Here is a 19,583-nt window from a genome sequence, read left to right on the forward strand (position 1 = left end):
TTTGGTACAGTGGGGGATCCGGGATATCGGTGTCTTATCGATTTTCCCCCGGTTTGTTCCAGCGGTCGGAAAAGAGGCCTTCGTTGCTACGCAGATTTCTTCGCTTTTGCTCGATCGTTGTCCCCGTCGTCGTTTCCATTGCCATGTTGGTGGGGATGTGGAGGGACCACCGCGAATGGTTGGTGCTGGACGCCAAGATCGCCAAGTACGAGAGCGCGATCGGACGATTGGACGTGACCACCGAATCTCGCATGCACCTGATTTACAGCGACCCGGGACAGCCGGATCGGTATCAGTGGCGTGGCCATCTGCCTGCGAACCAATCGTGGCGACTGTCGTGGCGTATCGCTGGAAAGGATGCTGACTATACGCAAGTTTCCAGCACGAACAGCGAGGACTTTTTCCCGCGAGTTCGAATCGATGACGACGGTAGCGAGATGTCGCTGCATGTGCTGATTGTAGGGAAGGGGATGTCACAAAGGATCGGCGCCGCAACTGCCGATCTGCTTCGCAAGTACCGTGACCAGTTGGTCATCGAAGTGATCGCAGAAACGGAAACGGAAGATTATCCAGTTGATCAGATTGTCAGCCTGTTAAAGATTCGCCTTCCTGAATCGCTTCGCCAGGATGTGGTCGACCAGTTCGGTAAATTCGCTTGGCAGGTCACCGATAACGGCACGCTGGTTCATCTGCGACTCGGTACCGATCAGGCCTTGGAAGCCGAGGAAAAATCCGAGGCGGAATCCGATGAATGATCCGGTGCCACCAACCAGTGTCGATTCAAAGGTTGCCAAGCCAGTGCAATTCTCTTTGCGGACCATTCTGCTGGTGACGGCGGCCTTTGCACTGTCGGTGGCTTGGTACCAAAAGCACACGCGGCTGATCGAAGCGCGGTCCACGGCGGCGATGCTCGCGTCTCGCGCCAGGCTGTTGGAAATCGACGACCCCAGCAAGATCACCGCGGTCGCCCGATTGCCAACGAAGATCGATGAAACCGTTTTCGAAGTCGCGATTCCCAATCGATCGAAAACCGGCCGCGGTCACCGGATCTGTTTGACGCTGGAGGGACTGGGGGCGGAGTTTTCGCTGACGCAGAAAAAGTTTCCACACCCTTCGACACGTTTAGAACTGACGCCGGGGCCGCACACGATCGAAGTCCGGCATCACAAACCGGCATCCCGCGCTGCCGCGGGGCAGCATGAAATTGAATTGGTGATCGATGGCAAAGTTGCCGATCGCTTGGTGCGTCCGGCGGTCTGGTTTACCACTCAGGTAACTTCATCGTCGGCGGTCGCCAACTGTCGTTCGTTCGATCCCGACCAGAGGGTTGAATTGCTACGCCGACGATTCCTTGTCGATGGAAACGTGGTGCCGTCACCCACGCAGGCCAATCTGGAGAACGGAATTTTGCTGTGGATCGAACGCGCGAAGTGAAGGTCATTCGACGCATTGGCGGATCACGTGCGGCAGTTGTTCCAGGATATCGAGTGCCGTCATGCCGGCCTCGCCATGTTGGGCCGCTGCCAGGTCGCCGGCACGGCCATGAACCCAAACGCCTAGCCGGGTTGCATCCCACGGGTCCATCTTCTGACCCAACAACGAAGTGATGACTCCCGTTAGCACGTCGCCGCTGCCACCGGTCGCCATGCCAGGGTTGCCAGTCGTGTTGGTCCATCGCTGATCGCCGGACACGACGACGGTGGGTCCGCCTTTGACCACGATGACCGCTCCGGTGCGCTCGGCCAAAATCTGAGCGATGCTGATTTGTTGCTCGCGGTCCGATGGCGGTACACCGGTCAATCGGTGCAGTTCGCCGGGGTGAGGCGTCAGTACCAAGCGTCCGCTGGACTGGACGTTTTCAGGGGCTGGCCAATCCATCAACGCCAAGACATTGATGGCATCCGCGTCTAGCACGCGGGGCAGGGCAGTGGTTTGCAGTAAACGTTCAACGATCCGCACCGATCCGGCGGCCATCGTCATCCCTGGACCACACGCGATCGCGTCCAGCGGTTTTAGTTTGGCCGGCAGGGCCAGCGCCGCTTCGGTCGCAAACCGGCCCTGGGCGTCGTCGGCTAGCGGGACGACCATCATGCATGGATGGAAACTAGCGACCGTTTCTAGGCATCGGTCGGGGACAGCGGCCGTGACCAGTCCAGATCCGGTTTTCAGAGCGGCCATCGACGAAAGCGCGATCGATCCGCTCATCCCACGCGATCCACCCACCAACATCACTCGACCAAAGTTTCCTTTGTGGGCGTCGCTGTTGCGTGCTGGCAAATGCACCGGAGGTAAGGGGGGGGCGTTCATGAGGACGTTTTCTCACCCGTGGTGGTGTTGGATGGCGGCGTCTGTTGATCAGCATCTTGAATCTGTCGCACCACCATGCCGGCTAGGTACCCGCCTTTGAAGCCGGCGTCGATATTGACCACGGCCACGTTCGCGGCACAGGCAGATAGCATTCCAAGCAGCGGTGTCAGACCGCCCAGCGATGCACCGTAACCGACGCTGGTCGGCACCGCAAAGATAGGGACTGCTAGGTGGCCGGCCACAACCGAGGGCAGCGCCCCTTCCATGCCCGCCACGACCACGACCGCCGAAGCGCGACGCAATCGGGGGACGACGGCCAACAACCGCTGAGGGCCGGCGACGCCGATGTCGTCATAGCGGGCCACTGGCACGCCCATCCAAGCGATCGTTTCGATGGCTTCTTCGGCGACCGGGGCATCGGTGCTGCCGGCGGTGATGACCGCGACGTGCCTTGGCCCAATCGGTGCCGGGCGGGAAGTGACCGTTGTGGGTTGGTAGGTCGGTTCCGTGCCGGGGGGGGCGGTCCGCGAATCGGCGATTCCCACGGTGTCGGCGGCGCCCATTTCGGCGCCAGGGACAGACATCGCCGACCGGGCCACACGCAATGTTCGCGCGACCGGGTTGTACCGAACGTGCTCGAATCGGCTTTGTAGTGCCTCGGCGATCGACGATTCGATGCGGGTGACCAAGGAATCTTGACCGGCCGCGATCTGGGTGGTGATGATTCGCTGGATCAAATCGGCCGGCTTTCCGGGCCCGTAAATGACTTCCCCGAACCCGCATCGGGCTAGGCGGCCAAGGTCGACGGTTGCCCCATCGATGGCCGACGTGGCATCGGATTCACCCGCTGGGACGCTGTGATTGTCGGGGCAAAGTGCCGTCAGAGACTGGATCAGTTCGTGGGCGGTACTGCGTCCGGCGATCACTTCGCCCACCAAACGCAGCAGGGCAGGGGGCAAGTCCACGGAATTCGGTGGTTTCTCGCTGGGCTCAGGCATGGGCGAATCGTCCGCAAAAGGTTACAAAATTCATCTAAACGGCTACCAAGGTCGACTTTCCATATCTTCAGTTTTCGTGGACATCATCGTAATGAAAAGTTGTGTACTGGCTTACTCAGGCGGCTTGGATACCTCCGTCATCCTCGGTTGGCTCCAAGATCAAGGCTACGAAGTTCACGCCGTTTACGTCGATCTGGGGCAACCCTGCGAAGATCGTGCCGCGATCAAAAAGAAAGCGGAAGACGGCGGAGCTAAATCGTATCGTGCCATCGATGTCCGCGAAGAACTGTGCCGCGACTTTGCCTTCCCTGTGCTCGCTTGGCAAGCCAAGTACGAACAAATCTATCTGCTGGGCACCTCCATCGCCCGTCCGTTGATCAGCAAGATCTGCCTTCAGGTCGCTCGCGAAGTCGGTGCAACCGCCTATGCCCACGGTGCGACCGGCAAGGGAAATGATCAATGCCGATTCCAATTGGCCGCCGAAGCACTCGACCCCAAGGTCGAGATGATCGCCCCGTGGCGAATCAAAGAGTTCCGCGAAGCGTTCCCAGGGCGTACCGAACTGATCGCTTACTGCAAAGAAAAGAACATCCCGGTCAAGGCGTCGACCAGCAAACCGTACAGCAGTGACGAAAACGTCCTGCACATCAGTTACGAAGCCGGCCAGTTGGAAGAATTGGACATCAATGGCGTCGAATTGGTCGACTTCGGTATGGGTGTCAGCCCCGAAGAAGCGCCCGACAAGCCTGAAACGGTTTCGATCGGGTTCGAATCCGGCGTGCCGACGACCTTGAATGGTACCAAGGTTGGCGCATTGGAAATGGTCGAAGGCCTGAACCAAATCGCTGGTCGCAACGGCGTCGGTCGGATCGACATGGTCGAAAACCGATTCGTCGGCATGAAGAGCCGCGGGGTCTACGAATCGCCCGGTATGACCGTGCTGTACAACGCGCTGATGAACGTCGAACAGTTGACGATGGATCGCGACCTGATGCACATGCGAGATCGCTTGGCACCGGAAGTCGCTGAAATGGTTTACTACGGTTTCTGGTACACGCCCAAGTTGGATGCGTTGATGGCGTTCATCCGGGAGGCTCAGAAACCAGTCACCGGCGAAGTCACTTTGAAGTTGTACAAGGGCAACATCAGCGTCGATTCGCGAACCAGCCCGAACAGCCTGTACGACGCAGAGATCGCCACGATGGAAGGTGGCGGTTCGTACAACCAAGACGATGCCGAAGGTTTCCTAAGGATCCAGGGTTTGCCTTCGCGAGTCCAAGGAACCGTGGCTCCTCGCCCGTACTAGTCGCGGCAAGTCAGTGTCGCTTCGGCATTGGCAACCGACTGAACTGCCGGTTGGCCTATCCGGTTGTCCGCCCGGCAGCATGAAATTCGCAAAGCCGAGTCACGCCCAAGTGGGGTGGCTCGGCTTTTCTTTTGGAGTCAGCAGAGCAGAGCAGGGCAGTGAGTGATCAGTCCAGCACGTCATCGGCAAGGCGTTCATCGCCCTGTACCGTGATCAGGGCGCGGACGATCGTCGGGTCGATCGAATTCGGGACGAAGTGTCCACGCTGGTCCACCGTCGCGATCGCCACACCGCCTTCGGTCAGTCCGCCCGGTTCGTTCCCCAGGTTGGTGCCAAGGTTGCCTCGCATCGTGTTGATGTCCAAGTCGATTGGTTCGGTCCACAGGGCTGACGATGTCGTGGGAATCGCCTCGGTGACCAGGATCGTTTGCGATGGATCGTCGGTGACGTCGCTTGGCCCAAGCGGTCCTTGGGGGGGAAACAACGTACCGGGGCCGGTAATCAAGTAGTAGCCCGATTGGCTGTAAAGGCCTAAGGCATCGCCGGACGGGTGATGATAGACCGACGGCATTTCATACTGGGCAATGTCTCGATTGACTGGATGGTTCCAGCTTAGGTTCAGGTCAAATTGGTTGTATAGATCTTCTTCGCCCAGGTACGGCAGCAACAGGACTCGCCATGAGTGAAGCGGTTGGTTGTTCGCGTCCACTGTCATCGGAGGCGGATACACATCGTTGTCCGCCGCGTAGGCGTTCATCGCCGCGGCAATTTTTTCTAAGTTGCGAATCGTTGCGGTTTGTTCGCGGTTGCTGGCCAGCGTGGAGATCGTTTGGCTGCCAAACCGAATCACGGCAAACAGCAGGCTGCCGATCAACAGAATTCCGACCATGGTTGCAGCGATCCAGCCGAACGTTCGCTGGTTCGACTGCGGCCCGGTCGCAGAGGGCAGGGCAGGGGATTCGCTGGAAGCCTCTGGCATTTGGATCTTGGCGCCGCAGGTGACGCACTGGCCTGCCATCCCACGGAATCGATCCTCGACCTGAGTCTTGGTTTGGCATTCGGGGCATGTGAACAAAAATGGCATACGGGCGATCCGCAATGGTCTCGAGATTAGGGTTGGCGTTGCGGGCGTTTGCCAGCACCGTGATATTAACAAACTGTTCCAGCCGATGCCGAATGTCCGCTGGTCACATCGCAGTCTGGGTTTCGGATTAGCCGACCGGCTGCGGCACTTTTTCTGGAAACGTGGGATCTGATGAGAGTCGTATTGCAGCGTGTGTCCGAGGCCAGTGTGCAAGTCGATGGGGCCGTGGTCGGCCAGATCGGACGCGGGCTGTTGGTGTTGATTGGGGTAGGGCAGGGCGATACCGAAGCGGAGGTCCGGTGGTTGGCTGATAAAACGGTGGGCCTGCGGATCTTCGAAGACGAGCAGGGCAAAATGAATCGGTCGGTATTGGACGTCGGCGGCGAAGTCTTGGTGGTCAGCCAGTTCACGCTGTTGGCGGATTGTCGCCGCGGTCGCCGCCCGGCATTCACCGCAGCCGCCGAACCGTCGCTAGCCCGCGAATTGTACTCGGTGTACGGCGATCTGATCGCAGAGCAGGGGATCCGCGTTCAACGTGGCATCTTCGCTGCCGACATGAAAGTGTCGCTGGTCAACGATGGCCCAGTCACGATCGTATTGGATCGTGACCCGGCGGTCGCCACGGGACTCGTGGATTGAAGCACAGCCGGAAGTCGCCGCCTTGATGGGCGATGATGTTTTTGAAAAGTCCCGAAGGGACGACAGCTATCTGCCGTGTGGCTTGCCACACGGTTATCTGTCGAACACTCCCCACCGGCGAAAAACGATCGCCACTGCGTGGCGATCTGCCAGCCGAGTCCCGAAGGGGCGACATCGCAGTGATGTTTTTGAAAAGTCCCGAAGGGACGACAGCTATCTGCCGTGTGGCTTGCCACACGGTTATCTGTCGAACACTCCCCACCGGCGAAAAACGATCGCCACTGTGTGGCTATCTGCCAGCCGAGTCTCGAAGGGGCGACATCGCAGTGATGTTTTTGAAAAGTCCCGAAGGGACGACAGCTATCTGCCGTGTGGCTTGCCACACGGTTATCTGTCGAACACTCCCCACCGGCGAAAAACGATCGCCACTGTGTGGCTATCTGCCAGCCAAGTCCCGAAGGGGCGACGGCTGTTTTCTAACGCCGTGGTGTCCACGAATCTCGATCGAACAAAGATTGGTCGGGCTGTGCGATGTAGGTGCGTTCTAGCAATGTTCGCGAACGGATTCGTTCGGCAATGCCGTGGTCACCCATCGCAAAGTACAAAACCAACCCAAGCTGGGCGTAGACCGCGGTGTTGGCCAGCATGTTGGGGCCAAAAAACTTCAGTGCTGTGCCAAACGATTTTTTCAGCCGAAAGCCTCGGCGGATATCGATCGACCAAATTTCATCCATTGTCAAATGGACCAAAAATCCAAGCACCACCGCGCATGACTTGAAGACTCGGATCGATTCGTTCGGGCATGGCATCACCAGATAGGCGAGGATGCCTGCGACGGCCGCCGCTGGGATGCTATGCCACATCCCGCGATGGACGGTGAATCGGCGGAAGCATTCCACTGCGATGAATCGGATGGCGATGTAGACCAGCATCGCGGCCAGAGCCATCGCTTCGTGTGAAAAATTCAGGTCGCGGAATCGGTCGATCATCAAGATGGGCACGATCGCCGCGACAAACATACTGGTTTCGCGAAGCGGGATTCCCGAGTCGCTATCCAGGTCCGGCAACATCCCGCTGACCGCGCATAGGCCACACGCCAACATGCCGCTTTCCAGCGACATTGACTGCGTGGACACACCCCAGTAGCCGTATCCGACTCCTACGATCGTGCTTCCGGTAATGTGGGATTTGAAATCTGCCACTGGGCGGCGAGGGCAGGGGAGTGGAGTGGGGAAATTTTGCTTCCCCTGTCCATACCCTTTTCCGGGCCTGCGCCGCCAGCCGAAACCTCGCGGGATTGATCTTCGAACCTTGTTGGCAGGTCGCTATAGTCCGTTCCATGAGGCGGCTGGTTTTTTTTGCTATCAACACCCTTCCCTCATTCCGCTCAGTCCTAGGTTTGGCGGTACCCGAAATCTCTTGTGATCGCATGGATGTGTTTGATGGAGATCTATGACATTGTGATGTTGGTCGTCCTGTTCGGCGCGATGTTGTTTGGCGCCGTGAAAGGTTTGGCTTGGCAGTTAGCGTCGATCGCGTCCATCTTGGGCAGCTACGTCGTGGCACTGAAGCTGCGTGAACCGTTCAGTCAATCGATCAGCGTCGAACCACCTTGGAATCGATTTCTGGCGATGCTGATTCTGTATGTCGGTACGGCGCTTCTGATCTGGGTTGCGTTTCGAATGGTCAGCGGATCGATCGATCGGATGAAACTGCGCGAGTTCGACAATCACATTGGTGCGATTTTTGGGCTGATCAAAGGAGCGTTGTATTGCACGTTGATCACCATGTTCGCCGTGACCCTGGCCGGTGATGGAATCCGCGAAGCGGTCGTGCGAAGCAAAAGCGGGAATTACATCGCCAAAGTGCTGGACCGCAGCCAGACGGTGATCCCGCCCGAGATTCATGAAGTGATCAGTCCCTATCTGGAACGGTTCGATCGCGAGTTCAGCGAAGGCAAAACCGAAGGCGGTCTGTTGGATCAAGCGACCGGATGGTTGGCTGGTGGGGATTCGCCGCCCGCTGCACAGCCTTGGTCGCCAACCAACTTTGTTCCTCCGCCGGGTACTGCCCAAGGGGCCATCGAGCCAATCGACCGCCAGGTCGCCGATCCAAGCAATTGGGTCCCACAGCAGGCTCAGCAAGCGATCCAGAATCGCTTGACTCGATAGCGGTCTTTGCGGTCGGTTGGATGACCGTGTGGCAAGCCACACGGCAGGATGCGTTCGTCCCGCTGGGACTAGCTATCCGAAGGCTACGAAGTGGCGTCCGTGCGGTTGGGACTTCGCTGTCTGAAAGCTACGACGTGGCGACAGCAGATTGCCGTGGTGCTCGGCCCGGCGGTTGGCTCGCCGGCGCTTAAATGTGATGCCCAACGGTTGGCTGCAGCAGTGGGGCGGTCCAACGTCCGTGTTTGGGCGGGTGATTCTGCGAAAACGCCTGAAACACGGGAATTACGTAGATCGAATACAACATAAGAGGCATTATCGGACGTTGCGGGGCGGGCGCATTGGCTAGGTGATTGCCTGCCTTTGCCACTGTTCCGCTACGCCGGTTCCTCTAGGAACTGACCGATCTTGCGGAACTTGTCGTAGCGTCCTTGGACCAATTCGTCGCTGTCTTTTGTTTCCAGTTCGGCCAACGTTCGCGACAGATAAGTCTTCAACCGTGACGCCATCTGGTGATGGTCGCGGTGGGCGCCGCCCAGCGGTTCTTCGAGCACATCATCCACGACTCCGAGCCGCTTCAGATCACCGCTGGTGAACCGCAGTGCGGCCGCTGCCTTGGGTGCGTGTTCGTGGCTCTTCCACAGGATCCCTGCACAGCCTTCGGGGCTGATCACGCTGTAATACGCATGCTCCAAAACGGCGACTCGGTCGCCCACGCCGATGCCCAATGCGCCCCCGGATCCGCCTTCGCCGATGACGACGCAGATGACGGGAGTTTTCAGCCGGCTCATCATGAACATGCTTTCGGCGATCACTTGCGCCTGGCCGCGTTCTTCGGCGCCGATTCCCGGGTAAGCGCCGGGTGTATCGATAAAACAGATCAGTGGCAGGCGGTACTTTTCGGCCAACTTCATCTTGACCATCGCCTTGCGATAGCCTTCGGGATGGGCGCAACCAAAGTGGCATGCGGCGCGTTCTTTGTAAGTCCGGCCTTTCTGATGCCCCAGCACCATCACCTTGAAACGGTCCAGTTTGGCAAATCCCGACAGCATCGCTCGGTCATCGCCAAAGTGCTTATCGCCATGCAGTTCGACGAATTCGTCGAAAGCAAGGTTCAGGTAATCGCGTGTGTAGGGACGATTCTTGTGCCGCGATACCTGGACGGTTTGCCAAGCGTTCAGCGAGCTGTAGGTGTCCCGCAACTGTTTGACCAAATCCAGTCGCAAACCACGAAGCTCTGTTTCGACTTCGTCGCTGCGATCGATTTGTCGTTCCAGCTGCGCGATGCGGTCTTCAGCAACGGCAATGTTTGATTCGAATTCTAATCCTGGTCCACCACTCATTATCGACCCTCCGTCGCTTGTTGATCGTCGTCGTCTTCACCTTCAAGTCCGCGATCTTTTAGCAGCATGTCGTCAGCACCTTTGATGCCCGGCATATTGTCGAAGACGCTAATCTTGGGTCGGCGAGGCCGTTTGTTGAAAATTTGAATTCCGCGCAACACCTTCAGGAACTCCCACATCGATGCCGGTCGGTTTTCTGGCTTTTTAGCCATCATGCTTTTGACCAAGTCGGCGAATTCCCGTGTCACGTTGTCGTTATGGACAATCGGACTAGGGATCGAAGCGCTCAGGTGCTTGTTCAGCAAGTCGTTGGGCGTGTCGCCGGTGTACGGTGCTTTGCCGGTCACCAATTCGTAAAGCACGCATCCGAACGCATAAACGTCGGTTCGTTCGTCGCAAACTTTGCGGCGGATCTGTTCGGGCGCCATATAACTGCGTGTGCCACGAGCGACTTTTTCGCTATGAAATAACTTACTAAGACCGGTCTTTTTCTTTTGTGAGATTGTAAAGTCAATCAACTTCACAACACCATCACGGCTTACCAAAAAGTTATCAGGCTTGATATCAAGATGGATCCAATTCTTAGTATGCATATAGTAGAGTCCTTCGGCCGCTTGCTCGACAATCTTATCAAGCATGAAGGCTAAGGATTCGGGGCCGCGTCGCAGTGCCTGTTTCATGTTCAGTTCGCTGAACAATTCCATGACCAGCATTGGTCGGCCGCTTTCTTCGCGGTACTCGTGGACCTTGATGATCCGCGGACTCGAAAGATCTTTGGCGACGGTGTATTCGTGTTTCAGCAGCGCGGTCTCGGACTTGTCGGCTTTGCTTTCGCGAAGCACTTTCAGCGCATAGCGATCTTGGGTGTTCTCTTCGATCGCTTCCCAGACTTCGGCGGTGCTACCGCCACGGATCAAACGGGCAAGGCGGTAGGGGCCTAGGAAGTCTCGTGATTTCGACATGGGCTGTGCGCCGGGGAACGGATGGCTGAAAAGGGGCGTCAGATGATACCGGTTAGGTGATGCCACATGATAACGCAAGGTTTCCCTACTGGGGAAGATCAGGCCTTCACTGCCCTGCACCGTCGTTTCGCTGTGAAGCCAGGATTTCGCCGTAAAGACGCCTGATTTGCCGTGTCATCGTCTGATGACGGAATTGATCCGTAAATCGCGACTGCCCTTCCCTGCCCATCCGATCTCGCATGCCGGCATCGCCAGCGATCCTTTGCAGGGCGATCGACAGCATGGCGGTGTCCTGGGCGGGCACCAGGAACCCGGTTTCGTCGTTGATCGCTACCTCGCGGGCTCCGTCGACGTCGTAGCTAACGACCGGTTTGCCGGCGATCAGGGCCTGTGGCAGGGCCCGAGCTAAACCTTCCCGGTACGACGTATGGACCAGGGCGTCCATCGCCCCCACCAAACAAGGGACTTCCGAGGGGGGGACAAGCCCGGTGAAGACAAAGTGCGAATCCAGGCCGAGTTGCGCAATGCGATTCTGTAGCGGAGATTTCAAGATCCCGTCGCCGACCCACAGGAACCGCACATTGGGGTTGGCGGCGATCACATCGACCGCTGCGGTGATCAGGTCGTCGTGGCCCTTCAAATGAAACAGCCGGGCGATCTTACCGATCACAATGTGGTGGTCTGCGAACCCTAGTTTGCGACGCATTTCATCGCGATGGTCGTTCGCATGGATAAATGGTTCGACGTCCATTCCGCTGTAGATGGTCTTGAACTTTTCACGCGGCGCGACGCCTGCGTCTACCATCAAGTCGGTCATCGCATCGGCCACGCAAATCATTTGATGACAGCGTTTCGCCGCCCATCGTTCGCAGCGTTGAAAGAATTGCCGAGCCATCGCCGATTGATAGGGATGGAAAGGCGCCCCGTGAACACTGTGGATAACCGCTGGCACCCGCTGGCCCCATGCGACGTGCCGCCCTAGCAGTCCGCCTTTGGCGCTGTGGGTGTGGACGACATCGGGGGCGAAATCGCGGATAGCGGATCGGATGTCGCGCGCGGCCTGCCAGTCGTGGACTGGATGAATGGCTCGGCGAAGCGAGGGCAGGATCCGGGTCGGCAACTGCCCTGCCCTGCCCTGGTCCAACAGATTGCCCTCTGGTCCAAGCGATGGTCCGGTGATCAACAGCACATCGTCGCCATAGTCTTGGATCAAGTCCAGACAATTCAGCAGCGTGTTCTCTTGCGCCCCGCCGATGATCATTCGTGTGATGACGTGTGCGATCCGCAAAACAGCATTCTTTCCAGTGGAGATCTCGGCGAGCGACTTTCCCAGCATGTTCCAGTCAGCCGGTTGTCGCAACCAATGGTGGCTTGGATTGCTGCGAAATGGGCCGCTACGAAAAAAGCGGCGTCCCCCGGAAAGGGGACGCCGCTTCGATGGTTTGCGACATGCGGGTGATGGCTGAACCCGTTCGGAGCCTTGCGACTAAGCGCCGAACTCGATTCGGCGATAGCCGAGTTGTTGCTGCAGACGATTGACGATCGAGGTATGCATTTGGCTTACCCGCGATTCAGAAAGATCAAGGGTTGCACCGATCTCTTTCATCGTCAGTTCTTCGTAGTAATAAAGAATGATGATCAATCGTTCGTTGCGGTTGAGTCCCTTGGTGACCAATCGCATCAGGTCGTTCTTCTGGACGCGACGAGTCGGGTCTTCGCCCTTCTTGTCTTCCAGAATGTCGATTTCGCGGACGTCTTTGTAGCTGTCCGTTTCGTACCACTTCTTGTTCAGCGATACGACGCCGACTGCGTTGGCATCGGACTGCATTTTTTCAACTTCGGCGACCGGCAATTCCATGTGTTCGGAAAGTTCGGCAACCGACGGAGCGCGTCCAAATCGGGTTTCAAGCGTCTTCTTGGCAGTCGCAAGCTTGCTGGCTTTGCTGCGAACCAAGCGAGGCACCCAGTCCATTGTCCGCAGTTCGTCCAACATGGCTCCGCGAATACGGGGCACACAGTAGGTTTCGAACTTCACCCCACGTTCCATGTCGTAGGCGTCGATCGCGTCCATCAATCCAAAGATGCCGGCGCTGATCAGGTCGTCCAGTTCGACTCCGTCGGGCAAGCGTTGCCAGATTCGTTCGCCGTTATAGCGAACCAATGGCATGTAACGCTCAACCAACCGATTCCGGAGGTCTTCGTAGTCGTGAGCATCCTTTTCCAGCTTTTTGAATTCTTGCCAGACTTGCAGGATCTCGTCGTCGGCTGTGGCTGTCGCTGCCATCCAATCCTCCGTGAAAGTTATGTATCGCAGCGTCGTGCTGCACCGACTGCCGCCCAAAGCAAGTGCTTTGTCCGGTAGCCAACGTTCGTCCAATCGCGGTGAGGATCACGCAGCATCCATGCTGACGCGACACCTCGCCGCCTTCACAACATCACCGAAGCAACCTTGTTGGACATCCGTGTCCTTCAGTTACTCGGTGTATCTGTTTTGTTCAAGCCAGAATCTGCGACACCTTCGCGGTACCACTCGACTCGAGCACGAAACATTCGTTCCAGAGAGTCACGGATCAAGTAATCCGATATCTTTCCGGCAACAAAACCCACACCTGCAAACACGATCATGGCCACGATGGCTTCGCTGGCAACGCTGCCGGCTAGTTCGCCGTTGATGGCACCTCGGATGACCACAAGGGCCATGGCGAGAGCACCAAGTGATGCGGCGAAACTTCGTGACACGGGTTCGTCAAGTTGTTCAGGGTTGTGTTGTCATGTTTCCTAGTTCGCTTAGTTGCGTCGCAAAAAAAATTACTCAAGTCAATTTTGTTCTGCGCGAAACGTCACAATGTCAGTATCGGGTTTCCCCCAGCGGTTCATTACTAATTCTTTTTAGATTCTTTTAGGCGGCGTCGATCTGCGAAAACGCTACTGGTGCCGGTAGCAATCGTGATAGCAAGTATTCACGTTCTGCGGGCGCAATGTCATCAGGGACCTGTTGGCCGTTGGTGACATAGCTGAGCGGGATCCCGGCAAAGTGTTCGTTGGTGACCAGGGCCGACAATGCGGCTGCCGTGTGCGGTGTCTCGTCCAGCTTGGTCAGGATGGCCGATGTCGGCTGGACCGGCGCGAATCCTTCTAGCGTGGATTGGATCGCGCTGGCCGAACTGTTGCTGCTGAGCACCAGGTGTGTTTCATCAGGCTGGGCACTGTGCAGCAGGTCCACCAGTTGATCGATGCGAGCACCGCTGCGTGGGCTTCGGCCGGCGGTGTCGATCAAGATCAGGTCGACATCGCCCAAACGGTCCAGTGCGGGCTGCATCTGGTCGGGGCGTTCGACCACTTCCATCGGCAGGTCCATGATTTCGGCATAGGCCTTTAACTGTTGGACCGCGGCGATGCGGAATGTATCAATGGTCAGCAGCCCCACTCGGCGGCGTGCTTCGATGCGGAATCCGGCGGCTAGTTTCGCCACCGTCGTGGTCTTGCCGACACCGGTTGGTCCCACCAAGGCGACGATGCGGCGGTCACCGGGATGGGTCAGGATCGGGCTGCCGATCCGCAGTTCGCGTCCGATGGTTCGTTGTAAGTGTTCTAGCCACGGGGTGCCCGACAGGAAGGTCCCGCCCGGTGCATCGCCCAGACCCATCGCGAAACTTGCAGTCGCCGTCAGCCAGCGATCTGCTGTGGCGGCCGATACACCCGCATCGATCAGTTCGTTGCGAAAGGACTGCAGGGGCAACGGCAAGTCTGCTGCGGCATCGGCGCCGCTGTGGCTGCGGAAGGTGGCCGGTGCGTGGTCGTGATCCGCCATCCGGATCGACGGTCGCGAAAACTCGGCTTGGTCTGGCCCCAAGTGGAAACTGTCGGGCGACGGAATTTCGGCGTCCTCGGACTCGATGCCCGGATCCATTGCAGTGGACGTTGTCGCGCTCGAACGAGCGATTTCATCGTGGGCGGCCTGTGGCCCGGTGCCATCGGTGTCTTTCAATCCCGCGGTGACTTCAACATAGGTCCGTCCCAACCAACCCATCCATCCATCGCGGACTTGCCGCGTGTGCAGAACGGAAGCGTCAGATCCCATCTGTTGACGGATCTGTTCCAATGCGTCTTGCAAGCTAGCCGCTCGAAAGGTGCGAATGTGCATGGCGTGAACGTTTGGATCAGGGAAAGTGGAAACGGTCAGCATTGATGGGGCAGTCATCTTTGCGTCCCGGAAGTCAGGGCGGCAGTCGGTGATCGGTTGGGAACGCTTCGGTCACCGGCTATTGATCACTGATAACTCCGTGGGATTCAATTTTGGTGTCTTGTGTAACTTCGTTGTACGAAAGGACCTTCAAACGCGGCAATGCCGTCGCGGTGATTTGTCGAAGACCAGGCCGAATTCTTGGACTGACCAAAACCAGCGGTGTATGGCCTGCTGCAATTAGTTTCTTAACGCCTTCTTGAATTTTCTCGCAAGTCGAGTCGATGGCTGCTGGACTCATTCGGACAAAAAGTCCGCGATCATTGTGTTCCAGTCCTGCTGCGATTCGATCTTCCATCGCTGGATCAAAGGCCATCACGTGCAAACGATTCTGGTCATCGCGATAGCGAGAGCTGATTGTCCGCGCCAGACGATGTCGGACGTATTCGCAAAGCCAAGTGGGGTCTTTGGTACGCGGGGCAAAGTCACCCAGCGTTTCCATGATGATGCCAAGTTGGCGGATCGGGACGTCTTCGCGAAGCAACAGGTGCAGCACTTGCTGGACATCGCTGATCTTCATCACGCTTGGGATCAGTTCGTCGACCACGGTCGGTGACGCTTCTTTCAGTTCGTCGATCAGGTGTTTGGTCGCGTCGCGTGAAAGCAGTTCATCGGCATGACGCCGCGCCAGTTCCTGCAGGTGCGTGGCCAGCACCGCGCCGGGTTCCACCGTGGTGTACCCATAGATGGCGGCTTGTTCACGCCGCATCGGATCGATCCACACGGCCGGTTCGCCGAATGTTGGATCGCGAGTCGGTTCGCCATCGATCACGCCAGTGGTTTGTCCGCTGTCGATCGCAAGGAGTCGGTCGGGCAGGATCGTTGCGTGCCCAATCGGGTTGCCTTGGATGCGAATTTCATAATCGAATTGATCCAAAGTCATCTCGTCGCGAACGCGGACTTTGGGCAGGATGACACCGATGTCGGCGGCAATCGCGTTTCGCACGCCGGTGATTCGCTGCATCAGATCGCCGCCACGCGCCGGGTCGGCAAGGCTTAGCAATCCCAATCCGATAGAGATTTCCATCGGATCGATGGTCAGGAAATCTTCCACGCGTTTTTCGGGCGGGACGGCCGCTGCGACTCGCTGTGCCTCGACTTGGTCGGCTTCTTCGACACCTCGCAGCGCGGTTTGTCGATTCATCACGACGGCCAGTCCGATGCATCCGAGCCCGAGGGTTGCCATGGGGACGGCGGGCAAATTGGTGACGATCATCAGCATCAAGAATCCGCCAGCCACAAATAGCGCTTTGGGATTCCCGAAAAGTTGCTGCATGAACTGCGTCGGCAGGCTGGCTTTCTTGGCACTACGCGTGACCAGCAAACCGGCGGCTAGCGAGATCAGCAGTGCGGGGACTTGGCTGACTAGGCCGTCCCCAATGGTCAATTTGGTGAACAACGCCCCGGCTTCGGTGATCGTCATTCCGGCTTGCATCACGCCGATGTACAGACCGCCAATCACGTTGATGATGGTGATCACAATCCCGGCCACGGCATCGCCGCGGACAAACTTGCTGGCACCATCCATCGCCCCGTAAAAGTCGGCTTGTCCAGCGACTTCCTCGCGGCGTTCTTGAGCTTGTTTTTCGTCGATCAGGCCAGCGTTCAAGTCGGCGTCGATCGCCATCTGCTTTCCTGGCATCCCGTCCAACGCAAATCGGGCGGCGACTTCACTGATCCGAGTGGCACCCTTGGTGATCACGATGAACTGGATCAAAACGATGATCACAAAGATGATCAGGCCAACTTCGATTCGGTCACCGGCAACAAATTCGCCGAAGCTTTGGATCACTCCGCCGGCGGCGCCCATGCCCCGTCCGTCGGCACCTGTCAAAATCAGCCGCGTTGTCGCGACGTTCAATACCAGTCGTGCCAGCGTGGTAGCTAGCAACAGAGACGGGAAAATGCTGAATTCTAGCGGCGTGGAAACGTAGACCGTGGTCAACAGCACGATCACACCGATCGTAATGTTGCCGGCCAATAGCAGGTCCATCAGTGCCGGCGGCAGCGGGACCAGGATGACGACCAAGCAACCGATGATGCCAAGCGGAAGCACCAGGTCCCGGTATCGCATCAAAAACTGCATCGATCGCCCTTTCTGCATCGTTCCTACCCGGCAACTCATTTGACGGGCAAGAACCGACGGTAGCGGAAACCCGTCGTTGCGGTCTAGAGAACTTCGCATCAGCGATCACGCGACAGTCCACCGGCCGATTGGAAATTGGCGTGGCGCTTCAATCCGAGAGCGGTCAGAATTCCCAGATCGGCGATTCGCTATCGGCGAACCTTCGGCGGATGAGCCGTTTGGGCGATCGCCCCGGTTGCCACGTTCGACCGGCGATAGCGGCCGGCTGCCTTCGTCGTTGTCGAGGAAACAGCGTTGGAACCACAATTCGACGCGTCAGCCAATCCCTCGCTTACGCGTCGGGGGACTGGAATTGCTTGGTGGGGGATTGGGGTGGGGGATTGCCGGATCGGCGTCGCTGCGCTCCTTGATCCGGCCTACTTTGCTGGCAACTTGCTTGCACGGGGCTATTTGATGGCGCCGGGCGGCGTCGATCCCCGTTGGGACAACCGTTTTTGCCACGACAGTTGCTGGGTCGGCGGCCGCAGTTGCTCGTTCGAGTGAACCGTCGCGATCGACGATGCCTTGGTTCGATGCTTGGCGATGATCTCGTCTAGCAGGTGTCGCAGTTCTTCGACCGATGGTGGATTTTCAATGTCCAGGCGGATCAGGGGAAGCTTGGCGGTTGCTAGCACTTGACGCATGAAATCATGCTGAGTCCGCCGCCGTCGATCCATGATCGGTTCGGTCTGGACCGCGCAGATCGATGCTCCGCTGGTCGCGTCACAGATCAAGAAGTCGATCCGCTTCAGATTCAATCGGACCGCTTGCTGGACAAATTCAGTCGCGTTGGCGAGGTAGATGACGTCGCTGAGGCGTGTGTGGGGGCACACGATTGCTCGGGTGCCGACGGCCTGTTGAAGTTGGCGAAATAGCACCAATTCGGCAGATGACAGGAATCGCGGTCGCGCCTCGGCCGGTACGGTGGCGGCGACCTTCGGAACTTCCCAGCGGCCGGTTTTGAAAAAATGCCGCGCCTTCAGAACCCACGGGAAATGGGTTTCGATTGGCATCCGTTTGTCCTCGTGTCACGCTTGATTGTCTTCGCGTCGAGCGACGCAAAGTGTCAAAGTTTTATGAGGATAGTGCCTGGGCAATTCGTTCGGCAAGGTGTCCCCGCTGCGGAGCGGTGGTCAACAATGCACCGACGCCACTAGGCTGGGAAGCACTGCAGCCCCCCTGCCGTTGGTCGGTTGGGATCATCTGAAACGCGGCGATTCGCTACGCCGTCGCTCGCAGATGTCGAACCGATAGCACGCCCTTGATGCTGCGGATTGCTGCGATCGTTTCGTCGCTGATTTCAGCGTCCAGGTCGACGATGGTATAGGCAATGTCGCCGCGCGACTTGTTCAACAAGTCGGCGATGTTCTGTCCGGCATTTGCAAGCAATGTCGAAATCTGGCCGACCATGTTCGGGACGTTCGCGTTGGCGATCGTGATCCGATGGCCGCTGGTCCGCGGCATGTGGGCCTCGGGGAAATTGACCGAATTGGTCACCGTGCCGTCTTCTAGGAATTCGCGAACGCTATCGGCGACCATCATCGCACAGTTTTCTTCGGCTTCGTTGGTCGAGGCACCCAGGTGAGGGAACGCCAATACCTTGGGGTGCTTCAGGAGCGCTGCGGTCGGGAAGTCGGCGACGTAGCAATGGGAGTGGCCTGAATCCAACGACGCCAGAACCGCCGCATCGTCGCAGATGCCGCCGCGAGCCAGGTTTACGATGATTCCGCCCTTGGGCATCATCTTCAATCGTTCGGCGTTGACGATGCCGCGTGTGGCGTCGATCAGCGGTACGTGGACCGTGATGGCGTCGCATTGCGAAAACAGGTGGTCCAGGCTGACAGCCTTTTCGACGCCACTGGACAGTTGCCAAGCGCTTTGCACCGAAATCAACGGATCGTATCCGACGACTTTCATGCCCAGCGACAGTGCCGCGTTGGCGACGCGAACGCCGATCGCACCCAGGCCGATCACGCCCAATGTCTTCGACGGCAGTTCGGATCCGACAAAGTTCTTCTTGCCCGCTTCGACTGCGACCGAAATCGCTGCATCGTCACCCTCGACGTCGGCAGCGAAACGCATGGCACCATGGATATTCCGCGATGCCATCAACAAACCAGCCAGAACCAGTTCTTTGACAGCATTGGCGTTTGCACCCGGTGCGTTGAACACGGGGACGCCGCGGCTGGTCATCGCTTCGACCGGGATATTGTTGACCCCGGCTCCCGCGCGACCGATCGCGGCCACCGATTCGGGGATTTCCATATCGTGCATTTTGAACGAACGCAGCAGAATGCCGTCCGGGTCGCTAATTTCCGAGCCGATCTCGTACTGTTCACGAGGCAAGCGTTGAAGGCCCAGGGGAGAGATGTTGTTCAGCGTCAGAATCTTGTGCATGGACGGCTAGT

Annotated in this window: 18 protein-coding genes; 5 read left to right on the forward strand and 13 right to left on the reverse strand. The window is 58.0% G+C overall.

Going from position 1 to position 19,583, the window contains the following annotated elements:
- The first annotated feature begins 83 nt into the window (after positions 1–83).
- A complete protein-coding gene (locus K227x_RS04200) occupies positions 84–755 on the forward strand; it encodes a hypothetical protein (protein ID WP_145168210.1) in 672 nt (223 codons plus the stop codon).
- Complete coding sequence (locus K227x_RS04205) at positions 748–1,434, forward strand: hypothetical protein (protein WP_145168211.1); 687 nt, start codon at positions 748–750, stop codon at positions 1,432–1,434. Before K227x_RS04200 ends, K227x_RS04205 begins: the two co-directional genes overlap by 8 nt.
- A gap of 3 nt (positions 1,435–1,437) precedes the next feature.
- Here the strand turns inward: K227x_RS04205 and K227x_RS04210 are convergent, their stop codons facing one another.
- Both K227x_RS04210 and larB read right to left on the reverse strand, forming a co-directional pair.
- Positions 1,438–2,307: an NAD(P)H-hydrate dehydratase gene (locus tag K227x_RS04210; protein WP_145168212.1), complete on the reverse strand. Its 870-nt coding sequence runs from the start codon at positions 2,305–2,307 to the stop codon at positions 1,438–1,440.
- Entirely contained in the window at positions 2,304–3,305 is a 1,002-nt protein-coding gene (gene larB, locus K227x_RS04215; protein ID WP_145168213.1) for a nickel pincer cofactor biosynthesis protein LarB, read from the reverse strand. The genes K227x_RS04210 and larB overlap by 4 nt, the downstream gene beginning before the upstream one ends.
- Before the next feature lie 91 nt (positions 3,306–3,396).
- On the opposite strand from larB, the gene K227x_RS04220 reads away from it, so the two are divergent.
- Complete coding sequence (locus K227x_RS04220; protein WP_145168214.1) at positions 3,397–4,611, forward strand: argininosuccinate synthase; 1,215 nt, start codon at positions 3,397–3,399, stop codon at positions 4,609–4,611.
- A gap of 166 nt (positions 4,612–4,777) precedes the next feature.
- Here K227x_RS04220 and K227x_RS04225 read toward each other — a convergent pair whose 3' ends face one another.
- A complete protein-coding gene (locus K227x_RS04225; protein ID WP_145168215.1) occupies positions 4,778–5,695 on the reverse strand; it encodes a DUF1559 family PulG-like putative transporter in 918 nt (305 codons plus the stop codon).
- Positions 5,696–5,866: 171 nt separating this feature from the next.
- On the opposite strand from K227x_RS04225, the gene dtd reads away from it, so the two are divergent.
- A complete protein-coding gene (gene dtd / locus K227x_RS04230) occupies positions 5,867–6,334 on the forward strand; it encodes a D-aminoacyl-tRNA deacylase (protein WP_145168216.1) in 468 nt (155 codons plus the stop codon).
- Between the two features lie 476 nt (positions 6,335–6,810).
- Here the strand turns inward: dtd and K227x_RS04235 are convergent, their stop codons facing one another.
- Positions 6,811–7,536 carry a metal-dependent hydrolase gene (locus K227x_RS04235; RefSeq protein ID WP_145168217.1) on the reverse strand — a complete coding sequence of 242 codons (726 nt, stop codon included), beginning with the start codon at positions 7,534–7,536 and terminating at the stop codon, positions 6,811–6,813.
- 240 nt (positions 7,537–7,776) lie between these two features.
- Between K227x_RS04235 and K227x_RS04240 the strand changes: the two genes are divergently transcribed.
- Entirely contained in the window at positions 7,777–8,505 is a 729-nt protein-coding gene (locus K227x_RS04240) for a CvpA family protein (RefSeq protein ID WP_145168218.1), read from the forward strand.
- A 374-nt stretch (positions 8,506–8,879) separates the two neighbouring features.
- Here K227x_RS04240 and K227x_RS04245 read toward each other — a convergent pair whose 3' ends face one another.
- From K227x_RS04245 to K227x_RS04285, 9 genes are all read right to left on the reverse strand, one after another.
- The gene (locus tag K227x_RS04245; protein WP_145168219.1) at positions 8,880–9,845 is read right to left on the reverse strand and encodes an acetyl-CoA carboxylase carboxyltransferase subunit alpha; all 966 of its coding nucleotides are present in this window, start codon (positions 9,843–9,845) and stop codon (positions 8,880–8,882) included.
- On the reverse strand, positions 9,845–10,807 hold the full coding sequence (locus tag K227x_RS04250; RefSeq protein ID WP_145168220.1) for a serine/threonine protein kinase: 963 nt from the start codon (positions 10,805–10,807) through the stop codon (positions 9,845–9,847). The genes K227x_RS04245 and K227x_RS04250 overlap by 1 nt, the downstream gene beginning before the upstream one ends.
- A gap of 106 nt (positions 10,808–10,913) precedes the next feature.
- On the reverse strand, positions 10,914–12,095 hold the full coding sequence (locus K227x_RS04255; protein ID WP_145177248.1) for a glycosyltransferase family 4 protein: 1,182 nt from the start codon (positions 12,093–12,095) through the stop codon (positions 10,914–10,916).
- A gap of 198 nt (positions 12,096–12,293) precedes the next feature.
- The gene (locus tag K227x_RS04260; protein WP_246146496.1) at positions 12,294–13,091 is read right to left on the reverse strand and encodes a FliA/WhiG family RNA polymerase sigma factor; all 798 of its coding nucleotides are present in this window, start codon (positions 13,089–13,091) and stop codon (positions 12,294–12,296) included.
- Between the two features lie 185 nt (positions 13,092–13,276).
- Positions 13,277–13,546, reverse strand: a complete 270-nt coding sequence (locus K227x_RS04265; RefSeq protein ID WP_246146497.1) for a hypothetical protein — start codon at positions 13,544–13,546, stop codon at positions 13,277–13,279.
- Between the two features lie 160 nt (positions 13,547–13,706).
- Positions 13,707–15,008 (reverse strand): flagellar biosynthesis protein FlhF, encoded by a 1,302-nt coding sequence (gene flhF / locus K227x_RS04270; RefSeq protein WP_246146498.1) that lies wholly within the window; start codon positions 15,006–15,008, stop codon positions 13,707–13,709.
- 61 nt (positions 15,009–15,069) lie between these two features.
- Positions 15,070–17,124, reverse strand: coding sequence for a flagellar biosynthesis protein FlhA (flhA, locus tag K227x_RS04275; protein WP_246146824.1), 2,055 nt, complete (start codon positions 17,122–17,124; stop codon positions 15,070–15,072).
- 458 nt (positions 17,125–17,582) lie between these two features.
- Positions 17,583–18,188, reverse strand: coding sequence for a DUF2726 domain-containing protein (locus K227x_RS04280; protein WP_145168223.1), 606 nt, complete (start codon positions 18,186–18,188; stop codon positions 17,583–17,585).
- Positions 18,189–18,396: 208 nt separating this feature from the next.
- The gene (locus tag K227x_RS04285) at positions 18,397–19,572 is read right to left on the reverse strand and encodes a phosphoglycerate dehydrogenase (RefSeq protein ID WP_145168224.1); all 1,176 of its coding nucleotides are present in this window, start codon (positions 19,570–19,572) and stop codon (positions 18,397–18,399) included.
- Positions 19,573–19,583 lie beyond the last annotated feature (11 nt).

The organism is Rubripirellula lacrimiformis (assembly GCF_007741535.1).
GTDB classification, from domain to species: Bacteria; Planctomycetota; Planctomycetia; order Pirellulales; family Pirellulaceae; genus Rubripirellula; species Rubripirellula lacrimiformis.

Bases quoted from the DNA above. Each gene is read 5' to 3' on its own strand.
- K227x_RS04225 (WP_145168215.1), bottom strand. From the start codon at position 5,695: ATGCCATTTTTGTTCACATGCCCCGAATGCCAAACCAAGACTCAGGTC.
- K227x_RS04280 (WP_145168223.1), bottom strand. From the start codon at position 18,188: ATGCCAATCGAAACCCATTTCCCGTGGGTTCTGAAGGCGCGGCATTTT.
- K227x_RS04210 (WP_145168212.1), bottom strand. From the start codon at position 2,307: ATGAACGCCCCCCCCTTACCTCCGGTGCATTTGCCAGCACGCAACAGC.
- K227x_RS04220 (WP_145168214.1), top strand. From the start codon at position 3,397: ATGAAAAGTTGTGTACTGGCTTACTCAGGCGGCTTGGATACCTCCGTC.
- K227x_RS04205 (WP_145168211.1), top strand. From the start codon at position 748: ATGAATGATCCGGTGCCACCAACCAGTGTCGATTCAAAGGTTGCCAAG.
- K227x_RS04285 (WP_145168224.1), bottom strand. From the start codon at position 19,572: ATGCACAAGATTCTGACGCTGAACAACATCTCTCCCCTGGGCCTTCAA.
- K227x_RS04250 (WP_145168220.1), bottom strand. From the start codon at position 10,807: ATGTCGAAATCACGAGACTTCCTAGGCCCCTACCGCCTTGCCCGTTTG.
- flhA (WP_246146824.1), bottom strand. From the start codon at position 17,124: ATGCGATACCGGGACCTGGTGCTTCCGCTTGGCATCATCGGTTGCTTG.
- K227x_RS04260 (WP_246146496.1), bottom strand. From the start codon at position 13,091: ATGGCAGCGACAGCCACAGCCGACGACGAGATCCTGCAAGTCTGGCAA.
- larB (WP_145168213.1), bottom strand. From the start codon at position 3,305: ATGCCTGAGCCCAGCGAGAAACCACCGAATTCCGTGGACTTGCCCCCT.
- K227x_RS04245 (WP_145168219.1), bottom strand. From the start codon at position 9,845: ATGAGTGGTGGACCAGGATTAGAATTCGAATCAAACATTGCCGTTGCT.
- dtd (WP_145168216.1), top strand. From the start codon at position 5,867: ATGAGAGTCGTATTGCAGCGTGTGTCCGAGGCCAGTGTGCAAGTCGAT.
- flhF (WP_246146498.1), bottom strand. From the start codon at position 15,008: ATGACTGCCCCATCAATGCTGACCGTTTCCACTTTCCCTGATCCAAAC.
- K227x_RS04240 (WP_145168218.1), top strand. From the start codon at position 7,777: ATGGAGATCTATGACATTGTGATGTTGGTCGTCCTGTTCGGCGCGATG.